The organism is Novosphingobium sp. MBES04, assembly GCF_000813185.1.
GTDB classification, from domain to species: Bacteria; Pseudomonadota; Alphaproteobacteria; order Sphingomonadales; family Sphingomonadaceae; genus Novosphingobium; species Novosphingobium decolorationis.
Genome location: NZ_DF850488.1, coordinates 1,655,021 through 1,677,636, shown reverse-complemented (window position 1 = coordinate 1,677,636; position 22,616 = coordinate 1,655,021). Strand labels below are relative to the sequence as shown.

Below are 22,616 nucleotides of genomic sequence, written 5' to 3'. Positions count from 1 at the left end.
TTGTGTGCCTTCGACGATCCGAACAGCACGCCGTCGGGCACGATCACCGCCGCCCGTCCGCCCGTCTGCAACATGCGCAGGAACAGCGCGAGGAACAGAAGTTCAGTCTTCTTGGTCTTGACCACCTTGAGCAGGTCCTTCGAGCAACTCTCGTTGTCGAGGCTTCCGGCAAACGGCGGGTTGGCCAGGATCATCGAATAGTGGCCCACATCATCGCCCCCGCCTTCGGCAAGGCTGTCGCGGTAGAAGATGCGCGGCTCCTCGATGCCGTGCAGCGTCATGTTCATGGCGCCGATGCGCAACATGGTCTCATCGAAATCGTAGCCGGTGAAGGCTTCCGTTTCGAAATGTTTGCGGCTTTCGGCATCGTAGAACAGGCCGGGATGTTCGCGCCGGACATGTTCGGCCGCCATCATCAGAAAGCCGGCGGTGCCCGCCGCCGGATCGCAGATCGTATCTTCGGGTCCCGGATTCATCAGGCGCACGATCAGGTCGATGATATGGCGGGGGGTACGGAACTGGCCGTTCTCGCCCGCGCTGGAAATCATCGAGAGCAGGTATTCATAGACGTCGCCCTTGGTATCGCGATCGTCCATCGGGATCTCGTCCAGGCCCTGGACCAGCTTGTCGAGCAAGGCGGGCTTGGTGAAGGCAAGCCGCGCGCCCTTCATGTGGTGGGCCATCACGCTTTCGGCTCCGCCCAAGGTGCGCAGGAAGGGCATGACGTGATCCGACACGATCTCGTACATCCGCTCTGGCGGCTCATTCTTGAACCGCGACCAGCGCATCAGTTCATAGGGGCAGCCATCGGGAAAGCCAGGCGTGCCAAGGTCGTCCTTCCCTTCCGGGAAGACGCGGCGGGCAAGCGGGCGCTTGAGCTGGTTGGCCTTGGCCTCCTCGCGCGTCTGGATTTCGTCGATACGCTTGGCGAACAGCAGATAGGTGATCTGCTCAACACCGGTAAGCGGGTTGGACACGCCGCCCGACCACAGGGAGTCGCGCAGCTTGTCGATCTGGCTGCGGATTGCACCGGTCAGCATGGGTTATTCTTCTCCAACGGTTTCATTGTGCGGCAGGCGCCAAAGCGCGTGCCAAAGCCCAGAGCGAGCCATATTCCGATTGTTCGTATGCAGCGCGATCTGCTTCTCGATTTTTTCTATGTAATCTAATTGGGTTAGCGCACTTTCGACGTCATCTGCCGATGGTACGGGCAATTCAAGAGAGCGCAGCGCACTGATAGGCAAAGTCCTGACCGCAGAGCCGCCGCTCATGCTTTCCAGCTTCTCCCGGATCCACGGTGCGGTCAGAACAGCATTGAGCACTTCAGGCTGTGAAAACGGATTTGGGGTCCGCAATCGCACGATCGCCAAGCTTTGCGATACGATCCAGCGGTGGTTCATCGCTGCCTCAACCAAGGCCAATGACGATACGATGCCGACGATGCCGACATTGCCCTTGATGCTGACCAGGATGTCCCCGGTCTGCACCGTGACCTTGGCAACGGCATCCTTCTGATCAGTCTCAAAGCCCAACTGTCGCTTAGGCTTGCTCACCACGCCATCGACGATATCTGACGGACTGATTTCAAAAGCTTCGACCGGGGGATCGAATTGCGGATCCTTGATCGGCTTAGGAGCCTTGGGTCGGAGAATGTCCGCCACGTCTTCCAGCTTGACGCTTTCACCTTCCGAAAGAAGGTCCTCAAGCTGAGCCAAACCTTCGGACAACAGATAACGCTCAGGCAAGAAGCTGAATTGTGCTTCCTGAAGGTCTTCCGGAGGTACGATCGCGACGCGCGCGGAATCGTTCGGAACAAGCCCCCGAAAGTCCTCAAGATGGCGGGCGATGGCAGCATCTTGAAGGCGGCCGGTTGATGCATTTTCCATCGTCCGGCCATCGATCACCCGTAGGCCTTTCTGGTCGGTCTTTCGCTCCAGGCATAGAATGCTTGTTGCGATGCCCGCGAAGGGCTGGAACATGCCAAAAGGCAGCGACATCGCCGTGACGTCGTAGTCGTGAATCAAGTGCTGACGCACTTCCAACTCATGTCGATTTTCTCGGAAAAGCCCACCTTGCGGGATGATCGACGTGAAGCTCTTGGTGGCCAGGCCTGCGATCTGTTCGACCTGAAACATTTCAAACGGCCTGCCTTTCGCGGGCCCATCGCTCACGCGGACGCCGAACGGTGGGATGGATATCAGGTGTTCGAAACCCGTCACCGGACTGTATCGGCCGCTGAGGTCGTGATGAAAGATTGCGGGCGTATAGGTGCCGTTGATGGGATTGCGGCGATCCACCCTTAGAGTGCGACAAGCGCCTCGCGCCATCAGAGCCATAATTGCACTAAGGTTGCCATCGCTGGTGAACAGCGTGACTTCCCGATCAAGGCTCATCTGCCACGCGAGTGTAGCAGAGCCGGAAAACAAACAAGCGACATTGTGCGACGGTGGAATGTCCAGCACGCGTTCGGCGGCGCGAGCAATAAGAGGACTTAGGCTCACGCTCAGCGCGCCATCCTTTTGATTGGAAAACAGCGAGGCGAGTTCCCCGTTCCAATCGATGGGGCCGAGCGGCCTTGCTTTCACCTGCGCAACGGCATGCTCAATCGATGCCCATTGAGCGGGCGAAAAACCAGGATCTTCGAGCCAATCCTTTGCCGTGGCTAAGCCGTCATGATCAGACCTTGGCTGTAGTTTTGCACTGAAGGCCTGAAATGCTTGCCGAGGTGACTGGAAACCGGACTGTCCTTCAGCGCTCATTGCGATGATGGCAGTCGCCGCCAAATTTGCCTCTTCCCGCGAAACGCCTGCCATGAAGAGGCTATGTGCCAGAGGCATCAAATGAAGCTGCTCAGGCATGGAAGTGCTTGCCCTTCTTCTCGCAGCGGTAGGTCGTGATGTCGCATCCATTTGCATGAACGACGACCACCCCGCCCTTATCCCTGGCGCGAAGCAGTTGGGCTCGCTCGCGATCGAGTTCCTTGAGTTTGCTGTCGATCGCCTTGCGATCAAGTACGCACCGATCGCCGTCCCACCGACCTTCATCAAGGGCGAGCGCAACAAGTGCTTGGTTCATTCCACGCTGATTCATTCGGATGTCCATATGCAATGTCATATCAGCCTCCATGCGCTGATATGTGTCACGACATAATCCCAATGTCAACGGATTATTTTATGATACCTTGGCGGGGCGGTGGCCTGACTCAATGGTCGGCGCAAGATCCTGACCGGCAGGCAGGCCGATTCGCGTTCCTCCTAAACTCTTCTGATCTCCCAGCTTGGCATTCCAGATGCCTTCGAGCGAAAACGAAGCGTGAGGTAACCGAACTTCCTTTCGATTGAAGCGATTGCGACCATGACGGCGAAGGCACAGCCTGATCCCGAAAGACAGAATGCCAAGGCGGTGTCGCCAACTTGAGGGGCAAACGTGGCGTAGGCCGCCATGGTCAGGGCCAGTGAACTCATGAGCACTTTGATTGCGACGATAGCGGCATGGTAGCCAGCCTGGCTATGTTCGTGAACCATATAGCCATGCAGGACCTTGCGGTAATAATCTTGGTCGTCATGCGCCATCATTGATCTCCAAAATCAGGTTTCTGCTAGATTTTGGACGACCTTGAGGTCGCCCTCAGACAACGGTTTTCTCTTTTCGAAGAGGTGGAAGCAAGAGAATTGGGTTGCTGCGATCATTTTCTCGAGATCGCGGGTGATTCCGAGCTGCTCGTAGGAATCTCGCAGGGTCAGTGCGACTGTAGTCGCATTTGCGACCAGTTGCCGTTCAATCTTTGTCCCGCCTTTTTCATCGTCCCCACGCAGCATCCAGTAAGGGTCAACCTCAAATTCTCTTAGAAGTGAGTCGAGTACTGACGATGGAATTTCGCGGCCGCCCTTTGAATAGTGTTGGTAGGCTCCACGACTGATCCCAAGGCGGGTCGCGAAGGCTTCTTGGGACAGCCCCTCTTCCTTGCGCACTGCCTCGAGTCGTCCTGCCATCTCGTCCAAAACTGCCAACTTAGCCTCTGTTCTCGAACCAAGCTAAAATGCGCTTGATTGATTGAATTGTGATCAATAAGATCTGACTTAGGCATTATTGGCAAGGTTTGACCAAGAATCAATCGAAACGGAGCGTTGTATGTCGTTTGAGCTCGAAACGCCGAAACAACTAGCGGAACGCGTAGGCGTCTCTGTCGCCTTCATTCGCCACCTCATCCACGAGGAGCGCATTGACCACGTCTATGTGACGGCGGCCGCGCGCAATCCAAAAATTCCGTCAGGCGCTTGGGAGCGCTATCTTGAGAGGAGCATGGTGAAGGCATGTCTAGACCGAGGGGAGAGCCACGGCTCGAGATCGATCGCAAGAACGCCAAGGGGTTCTACTACATCTACTACACCGAAGGAGGACGTAGCCGCGAGAAATCAACTTTCACTCGCTCTCGCAAAGAAGCTGAGCTCGTCCGGGCAGAGTGGCTGATCGGTCGTGAGCGCCCACGCTTCCGCCCTGACCCAAGCGAGGTTTTGGTCACGGATGTCTTAAATTACTATATGGTGAAAAGGCTGCCGAAAGTGGCAGATCCGGAGCGGATTAAGCACGCGACTAGACCGCTCCTCGAATTCTGGAAGAACCGAACTCTGGGTGAAATCACGGAAGATACCTGCCAGGAATATACGGAGTGGCGCGAGCGAGCAGTCGAAACGATGCGCCGTGAGCTAGGCGTCCTTGCCGCAGCCTGTCAGAAGTACTCTCGCGACGGTATGGTCAGCATGGCCACTTCCGTGTTTAAACCAGCCAAACAAGAAGGGCGCATCCGGTGGCTCCGAGCTGAAGAGGCGATCAAGCTTCTTCGTGCTGCGAGGAAAGTGGAGCGGGCCTCTAAGCATCTGCCTTTGTTCATTGCGATTGGGCTTCTCGCTGGGCAGCGCAAAAGGGCCATATTATCCCTTAAATGGGAAGACATCGACCTTGAGAACGGCAAGATTGATTGGAATCCGGTCGGCCGAAAGAGGACTAAAAAACGCCGGCCACGCACCCCGATTCCCCGTCGGTTGCTGAAATACCTCAAGAGGCGTCGCCGGGAGTTCCCCGAAGACCTGCACGTCTTGACCTATCAGGGCAAACCCCTCGACGATATCAAAACCAGCTTTGCCAAGGCAGTTATGTTGGCCGGTTTGCAAGCCGAAGGCGATAACAAAGTCATTCCACATACCATGCGCCACACTTGCGCGACTTGGCTAATGCAGCGAGGTGTCGATCGAGGACAGATCTGTGGTTTCCTAGGCATGACAGCGAAAACTCTTGAGGAGAATTACGGTCACCACCACCCAGATTTTCAAAGTGGGGCCCGGGACGCATTTTGACCCGGATAACTCCCGGATACAGGATAGAACAAAACTAGACTTTGTCACGCAAGCCGACACGAAAGGAGATTGATTTAAATGGATATTTTTGAATCAGTAGTCCTCCGAAGGCAGAGGCCACAGGTTCGAATCCTGTCGGGTGCGCCAGCCTTCTATCAGCGGTAATGTCTTGGTTCTCGTGTGAGGGAACGGCATTGCTGGGCGGGCTTGGCCCCTTTCGCTTGGTCGACACGGGTTCTCAGACAGCGCTCTTGATTATGGCGGCTCGGTGTCGGCGTCGCGGCTTGGTGCGTGCGCTCGGCGGTTGTTCCCTTGCGTGTTGGACCGATCCGTCAGGCTACGTGGGATGCATCCGTCTTGGAGCTACTTCGGTTTTACCTCACCCCCATGCCTTCATAGCATGGCCCCAGACTGCTCAAGGCCATGGCAGCGGGATCGTCGCGACACGTGACTCCGGTTCCTGCGAGGGGGATGAAGAACCATGCTGTATGTTGAAGAGGCCGACCTGGCCTTCATCCATGTGCCCAAGAATGCAGGCCAGAGCATTCGTCGTGCAATCGGCGGCTGTGGCCGGCTTTCCTATGCCGCGATGGCCAGGGATCTGGGGGTCGACGAGCCAACGGCCGAGGGTCTGATGGAAGAGCCGGTGACCGGGCTCTCGGGGATCGACACGGCGGTCCAGCCCGAACATGTGCCGCTGCCATTCTTGAAACTGGCTTTTCCTCATAGCTTTGAACGTCTGCAAGCGGCGAAGAGCTTCATCATGGTGCGTCCTCCTCGGGACCGGTTCCTCTCGGCCTTGCTGCAACGGATCCGCGAATATGGCGGGGCGGCGGCGTTGCGGGTGGACGATCCGCTTGTGGCGCAGGAAGCGCGTCGGATCTGCGACTGGCTCGAGGGACGCGGGCCCTTTTGCGACATGCCCTACATCCATTTCTCGCGTCAGATCGATTACGCTGAAATTGCAGGCGAAAGGATCGTTTCGGCGCTGTTCCCGCTTGAGCGGACGGATGCGCTCGTCGCCTGGGTCAAACGCGAGACCGGGTTGGAGCTTGATGTGGCCCATGACCATGCCCGGCGTGAACCCAAGGCCTGGGCAAGTTCGTTGCAGCCCGCCGTGCGCTTCATCGGCCGCAACCTCCTGCCCAAGACGCTCAAGAAGGCGATCTATCCCTTGTGGATGAACAGCGCGGCCTTTGCCAATGCGGCCAGCCGTTACGACGCAGTTCGTCTCGATCCGGATGTGGAGCGCTTCATTGCGGACTATTATGCTCCGGACGCCGCTCTCTACGCCGAGGCGCAGCGTTTTGCCCAGGATATCCTGCAGCCGGTCCGCATGGCCGGGTGAGGGCCATAGATAGAAGGGCCTTTCCAAGGGGCCATCGCCCCTTGACCCCTGAATCGGCTACCCTACCTTTCTCGGCCAGAGTGGCATGCGGGACGTGAGGTTTCCAGTTCGGGGAGCCCGAGGGCGATGGCCCTCGGATCTATTTTTTTCCCTGTTGTCCGTTATTCGCGTTTGTCCCGGTTCAACGGTTCAGGGGCGTCCGGTCTTCGTATCGTCGAACTTGGAGCTGCCGAAGGTGGCCCAATCGGTGCCTTCCCCCGGCGGGGCGGGAAGTTCGGTCTCCACGTCCTCGGGCGCGCTGCAGCGGCGGAAGCGGCGGTGGATGTAGGCCTTTGCGATCATGTTCGCCGAGATGGGAGCGCTCAGGAACAGGAACAGGGTGATGAGCAGTTCGTGGCTCGACCACTCCTGGCTGTGCAGCGGAAACCAGGCCATCGAGGCCAGGAGGATGCCGCCGACGCCCAGTGTCGTGGCCTTGGTGGGCCCGTGCAGGCGGGTCATCAGCGAGGGCAGGCGTGCCAGGCCCCAGCTGCCGATGAGCGCGAAGGCCCCCCCCAGCACGATGAGGAAGGCGACGAGCGCGTCGAGCAGGGTGGTCATGGTATCGCCGCCTGTCATTCCACGATGTCCCCGCGCAGGAGGAACTTGGTGTAGGCCACCGTGCTGACGAAACCGACCATGGCCATGAGCAGCGCCGCCTCGAAGAAAACGGTGGTGTCCGCGAAGATGCCGAACAGCATGATGAAGGCGATCGCGTTGATGACCATGGTGTCGAGCGCGAGGATGCGGTCGGGCGCGGTCGGTCCCTTCAGCAGGCTCCACAGGTTGAGCAGCATGGCCAGCGCCACGCAGGCAAGTGCGATCTTGAGGGCGATGTCGATCACGCGAAGATCTCCATGAGGCGGCGTTCGTAGCGCTGCTTGATCTGGGCGATTTCACCGTCCGGATCGTCGGTGTGCAGCGCATGGACGAGAAGGTGGCGCGCGTCGGTCGAGATGTCGACCGAGACGGTGCCCGGCGTCAGGCTGATCGTGCCCGCCAGCACCGTGATGGCTTCGGCCGATTGCAACTCGAGCGGGATCGAGAGCCACGCCGGGCGCAGGTCCTTGTTGCGCTTGAACAGGATCAGCCGCGCGACGTGGAAGTTGGCGGCGACGATGTCGTAGAGCACCAGGAACACGTAGCCCACGAGCGGCAGGCCCAGGCGCAATTTTGCACGTTCGGGCCAGAAGGGCGCGCTGAACAGGGGGACCAGGACCGCGAAGACGAGGCCCAGGATGGCCACTCCCAGGTTCAGGGAGTTGAACACGATCATCCACATGACCAGCAGCATGGCGGTCAGGCCGGGGTGCGGAAGGAGGCGATGGATCACGGGGCGTCTCCTTGCGCGGCCGGGCTCGGGGGCGAGGCGGTCCCCAGGACCGAGCGCAGGTAGAGCGGCGTGTCGAGAACTTGCGCGGCGGTCCCTTGGGTGTAGCGCGTGGCCGGGCCGGCGAACACGGTGAGGCCGACCAGCAGGGCGAGCAGGAACAGGCAGGGTAAGGCCTGGACGAGGCGCGGCGGTTCGCGATCTTCGGGCAGCTCGGGCGTCTCATCGTGCTTCCAAAAGACGGTACTGCCCGCCCGCGCGAGCGCGACCACGGCGATGAGGCTGGTGACGAGGATCACGCCCCAGATCCAGGCCGCGTGCGGGCTGGCCAGCGCGGCATCGAGAATGAGAAGCTTGCCAAAGAAGCCCGACAGCGGGGGAAGACCCGCGAGCGCCACGCCGCCTGCCAGGAACAGGAAGGCCAGGAGCGAGGCTCCCGCAAAGCGCGGGGTGGGCACGATGGCGTCGCCCTCCACGCCGCGCCAGCGCACGACCAGGTCCACCGTCAGGAACAGGAAGGCGGCCGCGAGGGTGGTGTGGGGCAGGTAGTAGAGCGCAGCGGCAAGGCCATCGCTGTCGAACAGGGCGATGGCGACAAGCAGCGTGCCGGTCGAGCCGATGAGGCCGAAGGCGGCCATGTCGCGAAGGCCCCGTGCGGCGAGCATCCCGGCAAACCCCAAGGCAATGGTGCCGAGCGCTGCGGGCAGCAGGATCGGCTCGGCCACATCGCCGAAGATCAGCGGCGTGGTGCGGATGATCGAGTAGGCGCCGACCTTGGTCATGATCGCGAAAAGCGCGGCGACGGCGGGCGCGGTCGAGGAATAGGCGCGCGGCAGCCACAGGTGCAGCGGGAGCAGCGCGGCCTTGAGCGCGAAGACGGCGATGAGGACGAGCCCGCCGGCCAGGAACAGTCCGCGGTCCCCTTGCGCCAGTTGCGCCCCGCGCGCGGCCATGTCGGCCATGTTGAGCGTGCCGGTCACCCCGTAGAGGATGCCAAGGCCGACCAGGAACAGGGTCGAGCCGGTGAGGTTGACGACGACGTACTGCACGCCCGAGGTCAGGCGACGCGCGCCCTGTCCGTGCAGGATCAGGCCGTAGGAGGCGATCAGCAGGACCTCGAAGAAGACGAACAGGTTGAACAGGTCGCCGGTCAGGAAGGCACCGTTGATGCCGAGCAGCTGGAACTGGAAGATCGGGTGGAAATTCCAGCCCTTGCGGTCAAGCTTGGTGAGCGCGGCGTGGGTCGCGACGGCAAAGCCGACGACCGAGGTCAGAAGCAGCATCCAGGCCGCGAGCTGGTCGAGCACGAGGACGATGCCGAACGGCGCGGGCCAGTCGCCCATGGCGTAGGGCGTGGGGTCGGACTGGGAGGCGCGTAGCAGCAGGGCCACTGCGATCAGTACTTGCAGCGCGGTCGAGCCGATGGAGATTCCGGCCGCGACCATGCGGCGGCGGCGGCGGAAGATGAGTGCCATCGTGCCCGCCAGCGAAGGCAGCATGATCGGCGCGGCAATCAGCGAGGCGGCCAGGTTGTCGGAAATCGAAAGGCTCACGGACGGGTTTCCCCCAGCATGTCGATGCGGTGGGCGTTGCGGCGCTTGATCCACTCGTCACGGTCGCCGTCGAGCGGGTCGATGGCGGGGTCGGGCTCGCCGTCGACCTGGTCGGTTCCGGTCTCGAGGAAGGTGCGCAGCGAGAGCACGACGACCAGCGCGCTCATCCCGAAGGAGATGACGATGGCGGTCAGCACCAGCGCCTGGGGCAGCGGGTCGGTGTAGGTCGCGGCCTCTTCGCTGAAGATCGGCGGGGCGCCCACTTTCAGGCGGCCGATGGCGAAGAGGAAGAGGTTGATCGCGTAGGAGAGCATCGTGACGCCCAGGACCACCGGGAAGGTGCGTCCGCGCAGCGAGAGGTAGATGCCCGCCCAGGTCAGCGCGCCGATGGCGGTGGCGATGAGGAATTCCATGCTCATGCGGGTGTCTCCCCGTTCGTTTCACGCAGTCTGGCGGGGTCGATGTCCATGGGACCGGCCTCGGCGGCCTTGGTCCCTGTGTCTTCCTTGTTGGCGCGCACGGCGATGTGGCTCAGCTCGGCCAGCGCCAGCATCACCGCGCCGATGACGGTCATGCCCACGCCCACGTCGAAGGCCATGGCCGAGGCAAGCTCGAAATCGCCCAGGAGCGGCAGGTGGAAGTGGCCGAAGGCGCTGGTGAAGAGCGGCGCGCCGAAGACCAGCGAACCCAGCCCCGTCAGCGCGGCGATGGTGACGCCCAGGCCGATCAGGAGGTGCTCGTCGATGCGGCGCCGCGCGTCGGTCCACTCAAAGCCCGAGGCCATGTACTGCACCAGCATCGCGATCGAGGCGACGAGCCCTGCAATGAAGCCGCCGCCCGGCGCGTTGTGGCCGCGCAGGAAGATGTAGATGGCAACGATCGTGGCGAGCGGCAGCAGTACGCGCGCGGCCACCGCGAACATCATCGGGTGGCGTTCGGGCGAGCGGGGCAGCTCGGCGATCCAGGCGCGCAGGCGCTGGCCGGCGGCCCCGCGCGCGGCGGGCTGGAGCATCGCGAAGATGGTGAGCGCGGCAATGCCCAGCACGGTGATCTCGCCGAAGGTGTCGAAACCGCGGAAGTCGACCAGCGTCACGTTGACGACGTTATGGCCGCCGCCGCCCGACACGCTGTTCTCCCAGTGGTAGGTCGAGATCGGATCGTTGGGCTCGCGGGTCATCACCGCCCAGGCCGCGAATCCGACCGCGCCGCCCCCGGCAAGGCCGATCAGCGCATCGCGCAGGCGCAGCGGCATGCTGGAGATGCGCGACGGCTTCTTGGGCAGGAGGTTGAGCGCGAGCAGCATGAGCAGGATCGTCACCGTCTCGACCGAGATCTGCGTCAGCGCGAGGTCGGGCGCGGAGAGGTAGACGAAGGCAAGGCTGACGACGAGGCCGATCACCGAAATGAAGACCAGCGTCAGGAAGCGCTGCTGCTGGGCGACCAGCACCGCAGCGATGCCCGACAGCAACAGCAGCCAGGCGACGATGGCGACAGGGTGGGCGGGCAGGGTCTCGTGCGTGCCGGGCGTGTACCCGCCCTGGACCATGCCGTAGGCGCCGAGCGCAATGGCCAGCGCGAAGAGGACCGCCAGCTGGCGCTGGAGCGAGCCGTTGTGGATGGTATCGGACACGACGCGGGCGGCCTGGACCAGTCGCGCGACAAGGCTTTCGAACAGGGCCTTGCCATCGGGCAGGTTGGCGACGTCCCAGCCCCGCTGGAGCCCGGCGTGGCGCCACAGCAGGAAGGCGCCCGCGGCGACCGCGACGACGCTCATGCCCAGCGCCGGGGTCAGCCCGTGCCAGAGTGCGGGGTGGAAGGTCGGCGCGCGCCCGCCCGTCACCGCGTCGATGGCCGGGACCATCAGCGCGTGGGTGAAGGTGTTGGGGGCAAGGCCGACGAGGACGGTGAGGACGACCAGCAGCGCGGACGGGGCCCACAGGCCCAGCGGCGGATCGTGGGGCTTGGCCGGATAGCTCTCGCGCCTGGGGCCAAGGTAGAGGTGGACGATGTAGCGCAGCGAATAGGCGACCGAGAACGCGGCGGCGAAGACGGCAAGCATCGGCAGCAACCAGTCCTGGCCCGACCAGACGGTGTGCGCGGCCTCTTCCAGCATCATCTCCTTGGAGAGGAAGCCGCCGAGCGGGGGCAGGCCCGCCATCGAGGCGGCGGCCACGATGCCCAGCGTCGCGGTGATCGGCATGAGCGTGGCCAGGCCGCCCAGCTTGCGGATGTCGCGGGTGCCCGCCTCGTGGTCGACGATCCCGGCGTTCATGAACAGCGCGGCCTTGAACAGCGCGTGGTTGAGAAGGTGGAACAGCGCGGCCATCGCCGCCCCCGGGGTGCCAAAACCCAGCAGCATGGTCATCAGGCCCAGATGGCTGACGGTCGAATAGGCCAGGATGCCCTTCAGGTCCTGCTTGAAGAAGCCGATGACGGCGGCCAGCAGCATGGTCACGAGGCCGGTGGTCGCGACGAGGGTGAACCAGATCTCGGTGCCGGCGAGGACCGGCCAGAGGCGCGCCATCAGGAAGACGCCCGCCTTTACCATGGTGGCCGAGTGCAGGTAGGCGCTCACCGGCGTGGGCGCGGCCATGGCGTGGGGCAGCCAGAAGTGGAACGGGAACTGCGCGGACTTGGTGAAGCAGCCCAGGAGGATGAGGACGAGCGCGGCCGGGTAGAGCGGCGAGGCCTGGATCGTCTCGCCCCGGGCGAGGAGCGCGCCCAGCTCGTAGGTGCCCGCGATGTGGCCCAGCAGCAGCAGTCCGGCGATGAGGGCAAGCCCGCCCCCGCCGGTGACGGCGAGTGCCATGCGCGCGCCCTGGCGCCCTTCGGCCTTGTCGCTGCGAAAGCCGATGAGAAGGAAGGAGGAAAGGCTCGTCAGCTCCCAGAAGACCAGCAGCAGCAGGATGTTGCCCGAAAGCGAGATGCCCACCATCGCACCCTGGAACAGCAGCAGCAGCGAGAGGAAGCGCCCCAGCGCCTCGTCGCCCGGCAGGTAGAAGCGGGCGTAGATGACGATGAGGAGGCCAATCCCCAGGATCAGCCCGGTGAACAGGAACGCCAGCCCATCGAGGCGCAGCGAGAAGGCAAGGTCGAGCGCGGGCACCCATTCGGCGCGGAATGCCTGGACCGAACCGGAAAGGATGTCGGGGGCCGTGCCGCCCAGCAGCCAGAGCCCTGTCAGCACCGGGGCCAGCGCCACCAGGGTCTGTGCGTTGCGGCTCAGGCGGCCACCCGCGGCCAGCAGGAGGCAACCGATGAACGGCAGGACGGCAATCAGGACCAGGTGCAAGAGTTTCCCCCTTGGTGCCGACCGGAACGGCAGCAATTGCGTAGGTGTTCAGCGATGGAGAGCCCGTTTCCCCGCTCAGGGCGCCGGACGCAAGCCCTAAGCGTCAACTTCCCGACATTCGCCCGGTTTCAGGAAGCTGGACAAACTCTTGTGCGCGCCTTGCGGGTTCTGGCGCACCCCGTCGAGGACGATGCGCAGGGCCAGCGCAAAGGCCTTGTCCTCGGGCATGGCCTTGGAATCGCGCGCCGCGCCCAGCATCTCGATGGCCATATAGAGCATGTCCGGGGTGAAGCCGTCATCGACCTGCCCGCAGCCGCGCGCAGTTTCAAGGAGCAGGTTGAGCATGCGTTCGTAGCGCGGACGCAGTCGTTCGGCGAAGGCCTGAATGCGGTCTTCATCGACGGTGCACAGCAGCGGGAAATGGATCGAGGCGGCCCGGCTCTGGCAGGTGAGGGCATCGACGAGGAGGGCCGGGTCGCCCGCGCGTGTCTCGATCGTCTGCAAGGCGTCCTCGATCTCGCCTTCGACCACCGCCATGATCAGTTCTGCGCGGTCGGCAAAGTGGCGGTAGAGTGTGCCACGTCCGCATCCGGCCTCCTCGATCACCGCCTGGAGTGGGGTGTCGGGGCCCTGGCTGGCAAACACGTGCGCGGCCGCTTCGATCAGGCGCCGCCTATGTTCGAGCGCATCTGCCCGCATGGAAGTCTCCTTGTCGTTTGCGCCCTCTAGCGCGTATCGGCACGCAATTCCATGAATAAACGGACAGGGCTTGTCCACTTATTGCGCGTGCGATAAGCCCCTCCCCAATGATCCTCCTTTGGAACGGTGACCGCGTGCTTCGAACTCTTCGCCCATGGCGCGTCGGCGCGCTGGCTGGACTTGCCCTGATGGCGGCATGCGGAGGGGAGCCGACTCCGAGCGCACCGCCCGCGGTTCCCGTCCGGACGATCACGGTCACCCGCCAGGAAGTGCCCAACGTGATCGAACTGCCCGGCCGTATCGAGGCGGTCCGCTCGGCCGAGGTGCGCGCGCGCAGCGACGGTATCGTGCTGCGCCGTCTCTACGAGGAAGGTGCGAGCGTGGCGGCGGGGACTCCGCTGTTCGAGATCGATCCGCGTGACTACCGCGCGCAGGTCCAGTCGGCCGAGGCGGCGCTCCAGCGCGCCATTGCCGCACAGCAGAACGCGGCCTCGATCGTCACGCGCTACGAACCGCTGATCGCCGAGCGTGCGGTAAGCGCGCAGGAATTCGATGCCGCGCAGTCGGACCTGCGCCAGGCCAACGCGCAAGTCAGCGAGGCGCGCGCGGCGCTCGACCGCGCCAAGCTCCAGCTCAGCTACACGACCGTGCGCGCGCCCATCGCGGGCCGCGCCAGCAGCGCCGAGGTGACCGAAGGCGCGCTGGTGAGCGGGGCGGAAGGCACGCTCCTGACCCGTGTTGACCAGGTCAGCCCGGTCTACGCGGAGTTCAGCGTCTCCAGCGCCTCGGTGCTCGACACCTTCGCGCAGGTGCGCAGCGGCGAGCTCGCCGTGCCGGATCTGGAGACCATCGAGGTTTCGCTGATCCTCGAGAACGGCGAGGAGTACGGCCCTGTCGGACACCTCGACTTTGCAAGCCCCGTGGTCTCGCCCGAGACCGGCAGCCAGACCCTGCGCGCGCGCTTCGCCAATCCGCAGCGCCTGCTCGCGCCGGGCCAGTTCGTGCGCGGGCGCATCCGGCTGGGTGTGCGCAAGGACGGGATGACGGTGCCCGCGCGCGCGGTCCAGTTCCAGGGCTCGCAGCCGCAGGTTTCGGTGATGGCCGAGGACGGCTCGGTCAAGGCGCGCAAGGTGCGTCTGGGTGCCTTGCTGGGCAAGGACTGGATCGTCAACGACGGCCTCAAGCCCGGCGAACGCGTGATTGTCGAAGGCTGGGCCAAGCTGCGCCCGGGCCAGAAGGCGACGGAAGCCAAGGGGGAGGCCAAGGGGGAAGCCAAGGCGCCGGCCAAGGGCACGGCCAGGGCCGGGGGCGCCTGAGGCGATGGATCGCTTCTTCGTCTACCGGCCGGTTTTCGGCTGGGTCATCGCCGCGTTTATCGCGCTGGGCGGGATCATCGCGCTCTTCAACCTTGCCATCGAGCAGTACCCGTCCGTCGCGCCGCCCTCGCTCAACCTCAGCTACACCTACACCGGCGCCGATGCGGAGACACTCGACAAGAACGTGACCTCGGTGATCGAGCGCGAGCTGAATGGGGTCGACAATTTCCTCTACATGGCCTCGACGAGCCGCTCGAGCGGCACCGGGGAAATCACGCTGACCTTCGAATCGGGCACCGATCTCGACGTCGCGCGGGTCGAAGTGATGGACCGGCTCAACCGCGCCGAGCCGCGCCTGCCCGAGCAGGTGCGCCAGATGGGCATCCAGATCACCGACCGCGCCTCGGGCTTCCTGATGGTCGTCGCGATGTCCTCGTCCGATGCGTCGATGAGCGCGCTCGAGGTCGGCAACTACACGAACAACAATGTCCTCAACGAACTGCGCCGGGTGGACGGTGTGGGCGATGTCATGCTGTTCGGCTCGCAGTACGCGATGCGCATCTGGATCGATCCGACGCGCCTTGCCGGGTACAACCTCTCGGCCTCCGAGGTGCTCGCCGCGGTGCAGGAGCAGAACAGCCAGACCGCGGGCGGCGGCCTTGGCGAACAGCCGGTCACGCGTGAGACCGAGTTTTCGGCCAAGATCATCACCCAGAACCGCTTTTCCGATCCCGAACAGTTCGAGCAGATCATCGTCAAGTCGAACCAGGACGGCTCGACCGTGCGCCTCTCCGATGTGGCGCGGGTCGAACTGGGTGCGGAGACCTACGGCTTCAAGGCGCGCTACAACGGCAAGGAGATCGCCGGCATGGCGATTCAGCTGGCGACCGGTGCCAACGCGGTGGAGACCGCCAAGGCCGTGCGCGAGCGCCTCGGCCAGCTGGAAGCCAATTTCCCCGACAGCCTCACCTGGGACGTCGCCTTCGATTCCACCCCCTTCATCAACGCCTCGGTTGACAGCGTGATCCACACCCTTGTCGAGGCGATGGTGCTGGTCTTCGCGGTCATGTTCCTGTTCCTGCAGAACTGGCGCGCGACGCTGATCCCGGCCGTGGTTGTGCCCATTGCGCTTCTGGGCGCGTGCCTTGGCCTCTACCTCTTCGACTTCTCGATCAACACGCTCTCGCTTTTCGCCATGGTGGTGGCGATCGGCATCCTCGTCGACGACGCCATCGTTGTGGTCGAGAACGTCGAGCGCATCATGAGCGAAGAGAAGCTGCCGCCCCGTCTCGCCACGATCAAGGCCATGGGCCAGATCCGCGGCGCCATCATCGGCATCACGCTGGTGCTTGTTGCCGTGTTCGTGCCGATGGCCTTCTTCCCGGGCTCGACAGGCGGCATCTACCGCCAGTTCTCGGTGACACTTGCCGTCTCGATCCTGTTTTCCGCGGTGCTGGCGCTCACCTTCACCCCGGCGCTGTGCGCGACGCTCCTGCGCGAGGAGCATGACGATCAGGACGAGGACGCCCCCGTGCCGCCGGGCCCGCGCGGCTGGCCCCGTCGCTTCTTCCGCAGCTTCAACGGACGCTTCGGGGCGGCCACCAACCGCTTCACGCGCACCATCGGCACCATGCTTTCAGGGCCGATGCGCTGGATGGCGGTGTTCGCGGTCATGGCGGTGCTGACGGCTGTCCTCTTTACCCGCCTTCCCGGCGGCTTCCTGCCCGAAGAGGATCAGGGCTACTTCATGGTCAACGTCGATGCGCCGGTCGGCGCGACGATGCAGCGCACCGAAGCGGTGGTGAAGCAGATCGAGGCGAACCTCACCGCCCAGCCCCAGGTCCGCTCGATCATCTCGGTGGTGGGCTTCAACTTCTTCGGCCAGAGCCAGAGCGCAGGGCTCGCCTTCGTCGATCTCCACCCCTGGGAGGAGCGCACCGGCGAAGAGGACAGCATCAACGCGATCATCGGCAAGTTCCAGCGCTTTGCAGGCGGGCTGACCGACGCGACCGTCTTTGCCTTGAACCCGCCCGCGATCCAGGAACTGGGCAACGCCACCGGCTTCTCGCTCAAGGTCGAGGACCGCTCGGGTAACGACCGGGAAGGGCTTGTCGCGGCGCGCGATGCGATCCTGGGCGAGGCGATGCAGAACCCGGCGCTGATGCAGGTGCGCCCCGATGGGCCGGGCAATGCGCCCGAACTCTATGTCGACATCGACCGGGTCAAGGCACGCGCGCTCGGCCTCTCGATCCAGTCGGTGAACCAGATGCTGGCGATCAGCTTCGGTTCGTCCTACGCCAATGACTTCACGCGCGATGGCAACACGCTGCGCGTCTACGTCCAGGCCGATGCGCCCGCGCGCATGACGCCCGATGACGTGATGAACCTGCGCGTACGCGGAGAGAACGGCCAGATGGTGCCCTTCAGCGCCTTTGCGAAGAGCTCGTGGCGGTCCGGGCCGATCCAGGTCGAGCGGTACAACGGCTACCCCTCGCTCACCATTTCGGGCAACGCCGCGCCGGGGCACTCCTCGGGCGAGGCGCTCGACATCATGGAGGAGATTGCCGCGCGCAACCTCACCGGCGCGATGAGCTACGAGTGGACCGGCACGGCCTACGAGGAACGCCAGGCGGGCGGGCAGATCGGCCTGCTTCTGGGCCTGAGCGTCATCGTCGTGTTCCTGCTGCTGGCCGCGCTCTACAACAGCTGGGGCATTCCCATCGCGGTGCTGCTGGTGGTGCCTTTCGGGATCATGGGGGCGGTGGTCTTCACGCTGCTGCGCTCGCTTTCGGCCGACGTCTATTTCAACATTGGTCTCATCACCATCATCGGCCTGGCCGCGAAGAACGCGATCCTGATCGTCGAGTTCGCCATCGAGGACGAGGATGCGGGCAGCTCGCCGCGCGAGGCGACGCTGGAGGCCTCGCGCCAGCGCCTGCGTCCGATCCTGATGACCAGCCTCGCCTTTATCCTGGGAATGGTGCCGCTCGCGATTGCCACGGGCGCGGGGGCGGCGAGCCGTCAGGCAGTCGGCACGGGCGTCATGGGCGGGATGATCGCGGCCACCGCGCTCGGCATCTTCTTCACGCCGGTGTTCTACTATTTGACCCGCACCTACCTCAGTAAACGGCGCGACCCTGAGGCCGAGGACGCGCGCTGGCTCGCGCGGAACCGGGATGACGGAGATGAAAACGGCCCCGGCCCGGATTGGGAGATCCCCCATGCGTAAGTGCGCCGCACTGCTCTTGGCAGGATGGGTCAGCGCCTGCAGCCTCGCTCCCGATTATGAGCGGCCCGATGCGGCCATTTCGCCCGTCTACCGGGACGGGGAGGTGGACGCCGCCTCGCAAGCCGACGCCCCGCTCGCGATAGAGCTGGGCTGGCGTCAGTTCTTCCGCGACCCGCGACTCCAGTCGCTGATTGCAGCGGCGCTCATCAACAACCGCGATCTGGCCCAGTCCTACGCCCGGGTCGACCAGGCCCGCGCGCAGTTCCGCATCCAGGCTGCCGGCCGCCTTCCCGCACTCGACGCGACGGGCACCGGCACACGCAGCCAGACCCCCATCGCGGGGCTCGGCGCGGTTGGATCGGCTATTCCTGGCGACGGCAGCGGCGGGGGAGGCGCACCTGTGCCCGACTCCATCCGCTTCACCCAGTTCGGTGCGAACCTGGGCGTCAGTTCTTTCGAGCTCGACCTGTGGGGCCGGGTGCGCAACCTCACGCGCCAGCAGCGTGAGAACTGGCTGGCTTCGGTTGAGGGCGCGCGCGCCTACCGTCTCTCGCTCATCGCGCAGGTCGCCGCGACCTACTTCGACATCCGCGCCGGAGAAGAGCGTATTGCGCTGGCCCGCCGCAGCCTCGAAGGGCGCCGCGAGGGCGAGCGCATTGCCCGCATGCGCCTTGAGGCCGGGGTCACCTCGACCGCCGACTACGACCAGACCGTGCTCCTCCTCACCCAGGCCGAGACCGAACTGGCCGAGATCCAGCGCACCACCGAACAGGCGCGCAACCTGCTGAACGTGCTGGTCGGCGGGCCGATCACCGGCCCGATGCCGGCTGGGCTCTCGCTGTCCGAGCAGGTCGTGCCGGTAACGGCGGGACTGCCCTCGCGCCTTCTCGAACAGCGCCCCGACATTCTGCAGGCCGAGCACGCGCTGATCGGCGCCAACGCCAATATCGGCGCGGCGCGCGCGGCTTATTTCCCGACGATCTCGCTGACCGGCACGCTGGGTTTCATGTCGAACGCACTCGGCTCGCTCTTCGACGGCGCGAGCGAGAGCTGGAGCTATGGCGGCACGGCCAGCCTGCCGATCTTCAACTGGGGACGGCGCGAGGCCGAGGTGCGCCTCAGCAAGGCGCAGGCTGCCGAACTGGAAGCGGCCTACCAGTCGGCCGTGCAGAACGCCTTTCGCGAGGTCGCGGACGGGCTTGTCGGGCGCGAGCGCTTCGCCGAGCAGATCGAGATCCAGCAGCGCACCATTGCCGCGCAGCGCCGGCTCGCCCGCACGGCGCGCCTACGCTACGATAACGGCATCGCGATCTACCTCGAAGTGCTCGACGCCGAGCGCAGCCTGTTCTCGGCGAGCCAGACGCTGATTTCGCTGCGCGCGACCGAACTGCAGAACGCGGTCAACCTCTATACGGCGCTCGGCGGCGGCCTCGAGGAGGTCGCGGCAGCCTCGGGCGAAGACTGATCAGCTGTCCGGGGCGATGCGCAGCGCCAGCAGCGCGAAGCTCGCCAGCCAGTGTTCGCCCATGTAGTCGCCCGCGACATGGGGGAGGGCCGCGTCCAGGTGCGCCTTGGCCCGCTCCTCCAGCAGGACCGTGCGGGAGGACGCGCCAAGCCCCGACGTGATTTCGCGCAGGCACCACGCGCGGCTGAGGTTGAGCCCGTCGAGGTGCGCGATCTTGCCGTCGCTGCGGTCCGAGACGGTGGCCGGGTGCAGAGCGCGCTCGAGCCAGCCCCCTTCCGGCAGGAACGCCGCGAACCACGGGGCGAAGTCGCGCGCAGGCAGGCATCGCCGCATCAGTACGCCCGCGGTGAGGGCCGGGGAGAGGAATTCATCGCCCCCCGGCTCCCAGCCCCGGTAATCGCGGCGGTCTCCAAAGACGCGCAGCGCCCAGCTTTCGATTGTCTCGGCGAGCGCAGCATCGTGCGCCTGTGCCCATTCGTGCGCGAGGATCAGCGCGAAGGCGGTGTTGAAATGGGTGCCCACCGTAATCGGGTAGGTCAGCTTGCCGAGATAGTCGCCCAGCGCTGTGGCAAGCCGTCGGGCCAGCGGCTCCAGATGCTGCGCCCAGCTCTGGTCTTCATGGCGCGAGGCCTCCAGATGGAGCGCCAAGAGCCAGCCCCAGCCATAGGGGCGCTCAAACCCGCGCGCGGAAGGCCGGTCGAGATAGGCAAGCTCTACGTCCAGCTTTTCGGGGCGGAACGTAGTTTCGGACAGCGCGGCGATGTCCGCGCTTTCGGACATGTCCGGGAACATCCGGCGCAAGGTCAGCAGCGTCCACCAGCCATGCACGCAGCTGTGCCAGTCGAAACTGCCGAAGAAGACCGGGTGTAGCACGCGGGGGGGAAGGACGTCGGCGTCGCTCTCCATCACGTGGTCGAGCTTGTGCGGGTATTCGCGCGCGACATGGCCAAGGGCGATGTTCGCAAAGCGGGCGGCCAGGGCCGGATCGAGTTGGGTCATGGAAACGCCAGGAAATAGATGAGAAGGACATTGCAGGCAAAGAGCGGCAGCGCCGTTCCCACTTGCGCGCGGATGACGCCGTACTGGCTGCGCAGGTCGAGCAGCACGGCGGGTACGATGTTGAAGTTGGCGGCCATGGGCGTGAGCAGCGTGCCGCAAAAGCCCGCCAGCATGCCCACCGCTCCGATCAGCGCGACGTTGCCGCCATAGTCCTCCACCAGCACGGGGATGCCGATGGCGGCGGCCATCACCGGGAAGGCGGCAAAGGCGTTGCCCATGATGACGGTGAAGAGGAGCATGCCGGTGCAATAGACAAGAACGGCGAGGAACAGGCTGCCGCGCGGCAGGACCGTGCCTGCAAGGTCCCCGACGATCGAGCCCACGCCCGCGAGCGCGAAGACTGCGCCCAGCGCGGCCAGCATCTGCGGCAGGATCGCGGCCCACCCGATGGAATCCATGAGCCGGCGCCCTTCCTCGAGCGGTGCAAGGAGCGGCGCGCGCATCCACAGCATGGCGAGCGCCAGGGCCAGGAGCACGCCAAGCCCCAGCAGGATCAGCGTCTCGCGCCGCGCTTCGAAGAGCCCGCTCTCGCCCAGCGGAGTGTAGGTGTAGACGAGAGTACCCGCGACGGCGGTGAGCGGGATGACCAGGGCCGGCACGAAGAGCCTATTGCCGAGGCGCGCGGCAAGTGCCGTGCGCTCCGTGCCATTGGTCGTGGCCGGATGGCTGCGGCCAAGCTGTCCCGTTCCGGCTAGCGCGACGAGGACCAGCACCAGGATACCGTTCGCCAGGTCCGAGATGTGCGAGCCGAAGAAGAAGCTGCCGGCCAGCAATCCCCAGAAGGCGGCGTTGCCCCAGCGCTTGGGGTTGGTCCGGTCGCGCAGGCTCAGGAGCGCCCAGGCGCTGAAGACAAGCCCGGTCAGGACGTAGAGCCATTCGAGCGTGATCATGCCGCGCTCTCCGGCTCTGCAGCGGGGAGCCGGGCAAGGCGCCGGTCGTGTGCGAGGAGCCGCGCGCCATGAAGCAGGAAGGCGCAGACCGCGCTCGGGATTGCCCAGACCGAAAGCTGCAAGGGGGCAAGCGGATAGCCTTGCGCCTCGAACACACCCTGGATCAGGAGGATGGAGGCGATCGCGAAGAAGATGTCCTCTCCGAAGAAGAGTCCGATGTTGTCGGTCGCCGCTGCCATTGCGCGGACCTTCTCACGCTCTGTGAGGGAAAGCGTCCCATGGGCGCGCTCGGCGGCGGCCTCGGCCATGGGGGCTATGAGGGGGCGCACCGTCTGCGGGTGCCCACCGATGTCCTTCATGCCCAGCGCTGCGGTGATCTGGCGGAAGCCGAGGTAGAGGACGAGCAGGCGTCCCATGGTCGCTCCGCGCACCTGCCCGATGAGCGTGCGCGCCCGCTCCTGAAGCCCGTAGCGTTCGAGGAGCCCGATCACGGGAAGGATGATCCAGGTGACGGAGATATAGCGGTTATCGTTGAAGGCCTTGCCCAGCGCCTCAAGCACGGGGGCGAACGCCAGCCCGCCAAGCAGGCCGGTGACAATGGCCGAGACGGCCACCACCATCAGGGGATTGAGCCGGGCCACGAAGCCCACGACGACAAGCGCGATGCCGATCAGCGGCCAGTAGGTCATGTCTGCACACATCTCCTTGGGCACGGCACGCCGTTCGCAGGCCGCGTCATGTCCCGAGCCTAAGGGGCACCCCCATCAGATGCCAACCTCTGAGTAGCAGCTGGACGCCAACGTGCGGTCAGAACATGCGGCCAGGGCGTCGCCTGAGGCCTATCGCAGAAGGCCAGGCGGTATGTCGGGAAGAGGATCCGCGATGGCAAATCCCTGTCTTGCCGGTGCGCCAATCCATCACTGGTCGATAGTTGCCCGCCAGGGTGCCTGCGTGAACAAAAATGACATGATTTCCGTCATTTGGAAAAAATGCCGATTTCATGAAGGTTTTTTGAAAAAAGGGTTTGACCGAATCGGAGGTG

General features: G+C 64.5%; 21 protein-coding genes. 5 read left to right on the top strand and 16 right to left on the bottom strand.

From position 1 onward, the window contains the following. The 5 genes from MBENS4_RS07245 to MBENS4_RS23970 all read right to left on the bottom strand — a co-directional run. A partial coding sequence (locus MBENS4_RS07245) for a type I restriction-modification system subunit M (protein ID WP_039389729.1) occupies positions 1-1,040 on the bottom strand: 1,040 nt, incomplete at its 3' end. A gap of 3 nt (positions 1,041-1,043) precedes the next feature. Further along, complete coding sequence (locus tag MBENS4_RS07240; protein ID WP_039389727.1) at positions 1,044-2,858, bottom strand: N-6 DNA methylase; 1,815 nt, start codon at positions 2,856-2,858, stop codon at positions 1,044-1,046. Next, entirely contained in the window at positions 2,851-3,114 is a 264-nt protein-coding gene (locus MBENS4_RS24665) for a hypothetical protein (RefSeq protein WP_084591997.1), read from the bottom strand. Before MBENS4_RS24665 ends, MBENS4_RS07240 begins: the two co-directional genes overlap by 8 nt. Positions 3,115-3,254: 140 nt before the next feature. Beyond that, on the bottom strand, positions 3,255-3,572 hold the full coding sequence (locus MBENS4_RS07230; RefSeq protein ID WP_206778137.1) for a hypothetical protein: 318 nt from the start codon (positions 3,570-3,572) through the stop codon (positions 3,255-3,257). 15 nt (positions 3,573-3,587) lie between these two features. Continuing rightward, complete coding sequence (locus tag MBENS4_RS23970; RefSeq protein ID WP_242404929.1) at positions 3,588-3,992, bottom strand: helix-turn-helix domain-containing protein; 405 nt, start codon at positions 3,990-3,992, stop codon at positions 3,588-3,590. 321 nt (positions 3,993-4,313) lie between these two features. Between MBENS4_RS23970 and MBENS4_RS07220 the strand changes: the two genes are divergently transcribed. Next, positions 4,314-5,354, top strand: a complete 1,041-nt coding sequence (locus MBENS4_RS07220; protein ID WP_052322079.1) for a tyrosine-type recombinase/integrase — start codon at positions 4,314-4,316, stop codon at positions 5,352-5,354. Positions 5,355-5,835: 481 nt separating this feature from the next. Continuing rightward, positions 5,836-6,702 carry a hypothetical protein gene (locus MBENS4_RS07215; RefSeq protein WP_039389721.1) on the top strand — a complete coding sequence of 289 codons (867 nt, stop codon included), beginning with the start codon at positions 5,836-5,838 and terminating at the stop codon, positions 6,700-6,702. Between the two features lie 189 nt (positions 6,703-6,891). Here the strand turns inward: MBENS4_RS07215 and MBENS4_RS07210 are convergent, their stop codons facing one another. From MBENS4_RS07210 to MBENS4_RS23965, 7 genes are all read right to left on the bottom strand, one after another. Beyond that, positions 6,892-7,320, bottom strand: a complete 429-nt coding sequence (locus MBENS4_RS07210; RefSeq protein WP_242404822.1) for a Na+/H+ antiporter subunit G — start codon at positions 7,318-7,320, stop codon at positions 6,892-6,894. Then, positions 7,317-7,586 (bottom strand): K+/H+ antiporter subunit F, encoded by a 270-nt coding sequence (locus MBENS4_RS07205; RefSeq protein WP_039389717.1) that lies wholly within the window; start codon positions 7,584-7,586, stop codon positions 7,317-7,319. The genes MBENS4_RS07210 and MBENS4_RS07205 overlap by 4 nt, the downstream gene beginning before the upstream one ends. Continuing rightward, entirely contained in the window at positions 7,583-8,074 is a 492-nt protein-coding gene (locus tag MBENS4_RS07200) for a Na+/H+ antiporter subunit E (RefSeq protein WP_039389715.1), read from the bottom strand. The genes MBENS4_RS07205 and MBENS4_RS07200 overlap by 4 nt, the downstream gene beginning before the upstream one ends. Beyond that, complete coding sequence (locus MBENS4_RS07195; RefSeq protein ID WP_242404821.1) at positions 8,071-9,624, bottom strand: monovalent cation/H+ antiporter subunit D; 1,554 nt, start codon at positions 9,622-9,624, stop codon at positions 8,071-8,073. The genes MBENS4_RS07200 and MBENS4_RS07195 overlap by 4 nt, the downstream gene beginning before the upstream one ends. Then, on the bottom strand, positions 9,621-10,043 hold the full coding sequence (locus tag MBENS4_RS07190) for a Na+/H+ antiporter subunit C (protein ID WP_213500039.1): 423 nt from the start codon (positions 10,041-10,043) through the stop codon (positions 9,621-9,623). Before MBENS4_RS07190 ends, MBENS4_RS07195 begins: the two co-directional genes overlap by 4 nt. Then, positions 10,040-12,916 carry a monovalent cation/H+ antiporter subunit A gene (locus MBENS4_RS07185; RefSeq protein ID WP_039389713.1) on the bottom strand — a complete coding sequence of 959 codons (2,877 nt, stop codon included), beginning with the start codon at positions 12,914-12,916 and terminating at the stop codon, positions 10,040-10,042. Before MBENS4_RS07185 ends, MBENS4_RS07190 begins: the two co-directional genes overlap by 4 nt. Positions 12,917-13,012: 96 nt before the next feature. Further along, positions 13,013-13,615 carry a TetR/AcrR family transcriptional regulator gene (locus MBENS4_RS23965; protein WP_052322077.1) on the bottom strand — a complete coding sequence of 201 codons (603 nt, stop codon included), beginning with the start codon at positions 13,613-13,615 and terminating at the stop codon, positions 13,013-13,015. Positions 13,616-13,803: 188 nt separating this feature from the next. Here MBENS4_RS23965 and MBENS4_RS07175 point away from each other — a divergent pair, with 188 nt between their 5' ends. The 3 genes from MBENS4_RS07175 to MBENS4_RS07165 are packed head-to-tail and all read left to right on the top strand — an operon-like array spanning position 13,804 to position 19,625. Then, positions 13,804-14,931, top strand: coding sequence for an efflux RND transporter periplasmic adaptor subunit (locus tag MBENS4_RS07175; RefSeq protein ID WP_242404820.1), 1,128 nt, complete (start codon positions 13,804-13,806; stop codon positions 14,929-14,931). Positions 14,932-14,935: 4 nt separating this feature from the next. Continuing rightward, complete coding sequence (locus tag MBENS4_RS07170; RefSeq protein WP_039389711.1) at positions 14,936-18,160, top strand: efflux RND transporter permease subunit; 3,225 nt, start codon at positions 14,936-14,938, stop codon at positions 18,158-18,160. Beyond that, entirely contained in the window at positions 18,153-19,625 is a 1,473-nt protein-coding gene (locus tag MBENS4_RS07165; RefSeq protein WP_039389710.1) for an efflux transporter outer membrane subunit, read from the top strand. Before MBENS4_RS07170 ends, MBENS4_RS07165 begins: the two co-directional genes overlap by 8 nt. Here MBENS4_RS07165 and MBENS4_RS07160 read toward each other — a convergent pair whose 3' ends face one another. The 4 genes from MBENS4_RS07160 to MBENS4_RS26210 form a co-directional block, all read right to left on the bottom strand. Continuing rightward, positions 19,626-20,624: a DUF2891 domain-containing protein gene (locus tag MBENS4_RS07160; protein WP_039389709.1), complete on the bottom strand. Its 999-nt coding sequence runs from the start codon at positions 20,622-20,624 to the stop codon at positions 19,626-19,628. Beyond that, on the bottom strand, positions 20,621-21,574 hold the full coding sequence (locus MBENS4_RS07155) for a DUF979 domain-containing protein (RefSeq protein ID WP_039389708.1): 954 nt from the start codon (positions 21,572-21,574) through the stop codon (positions 20,621-20,623). The genes MBENS4_RS07160 and MBENS4_RS07155 overlap by 4 nt, the downstream gene beginning before the upstream one ends. Further along, on the bottom strand, positions 21,571-22,263 hold the full coding sequence (locus tag MBENS4_RS07150; protein ID WP_039389707.1) for a DUF969 domain-containing protein: 693 nt from the start codon (positions 22,261-22,263) through the stop codon (positions 21,571-21,573). Before MBENS4_RS07150 ends, MBENS4_RS07155 begins: the two co-directional genes overlap by 4 nt. Before the next feature lie 118 nt (positions 22,264-22,381). Then, on the bottom strand, positions 22,382-22,616 hold a 235-nt coding region (locus MBENS4_RS26210; RefSeq protein ID WP_206778136.1), incomplete at its 5' end, for a hypothetical protein.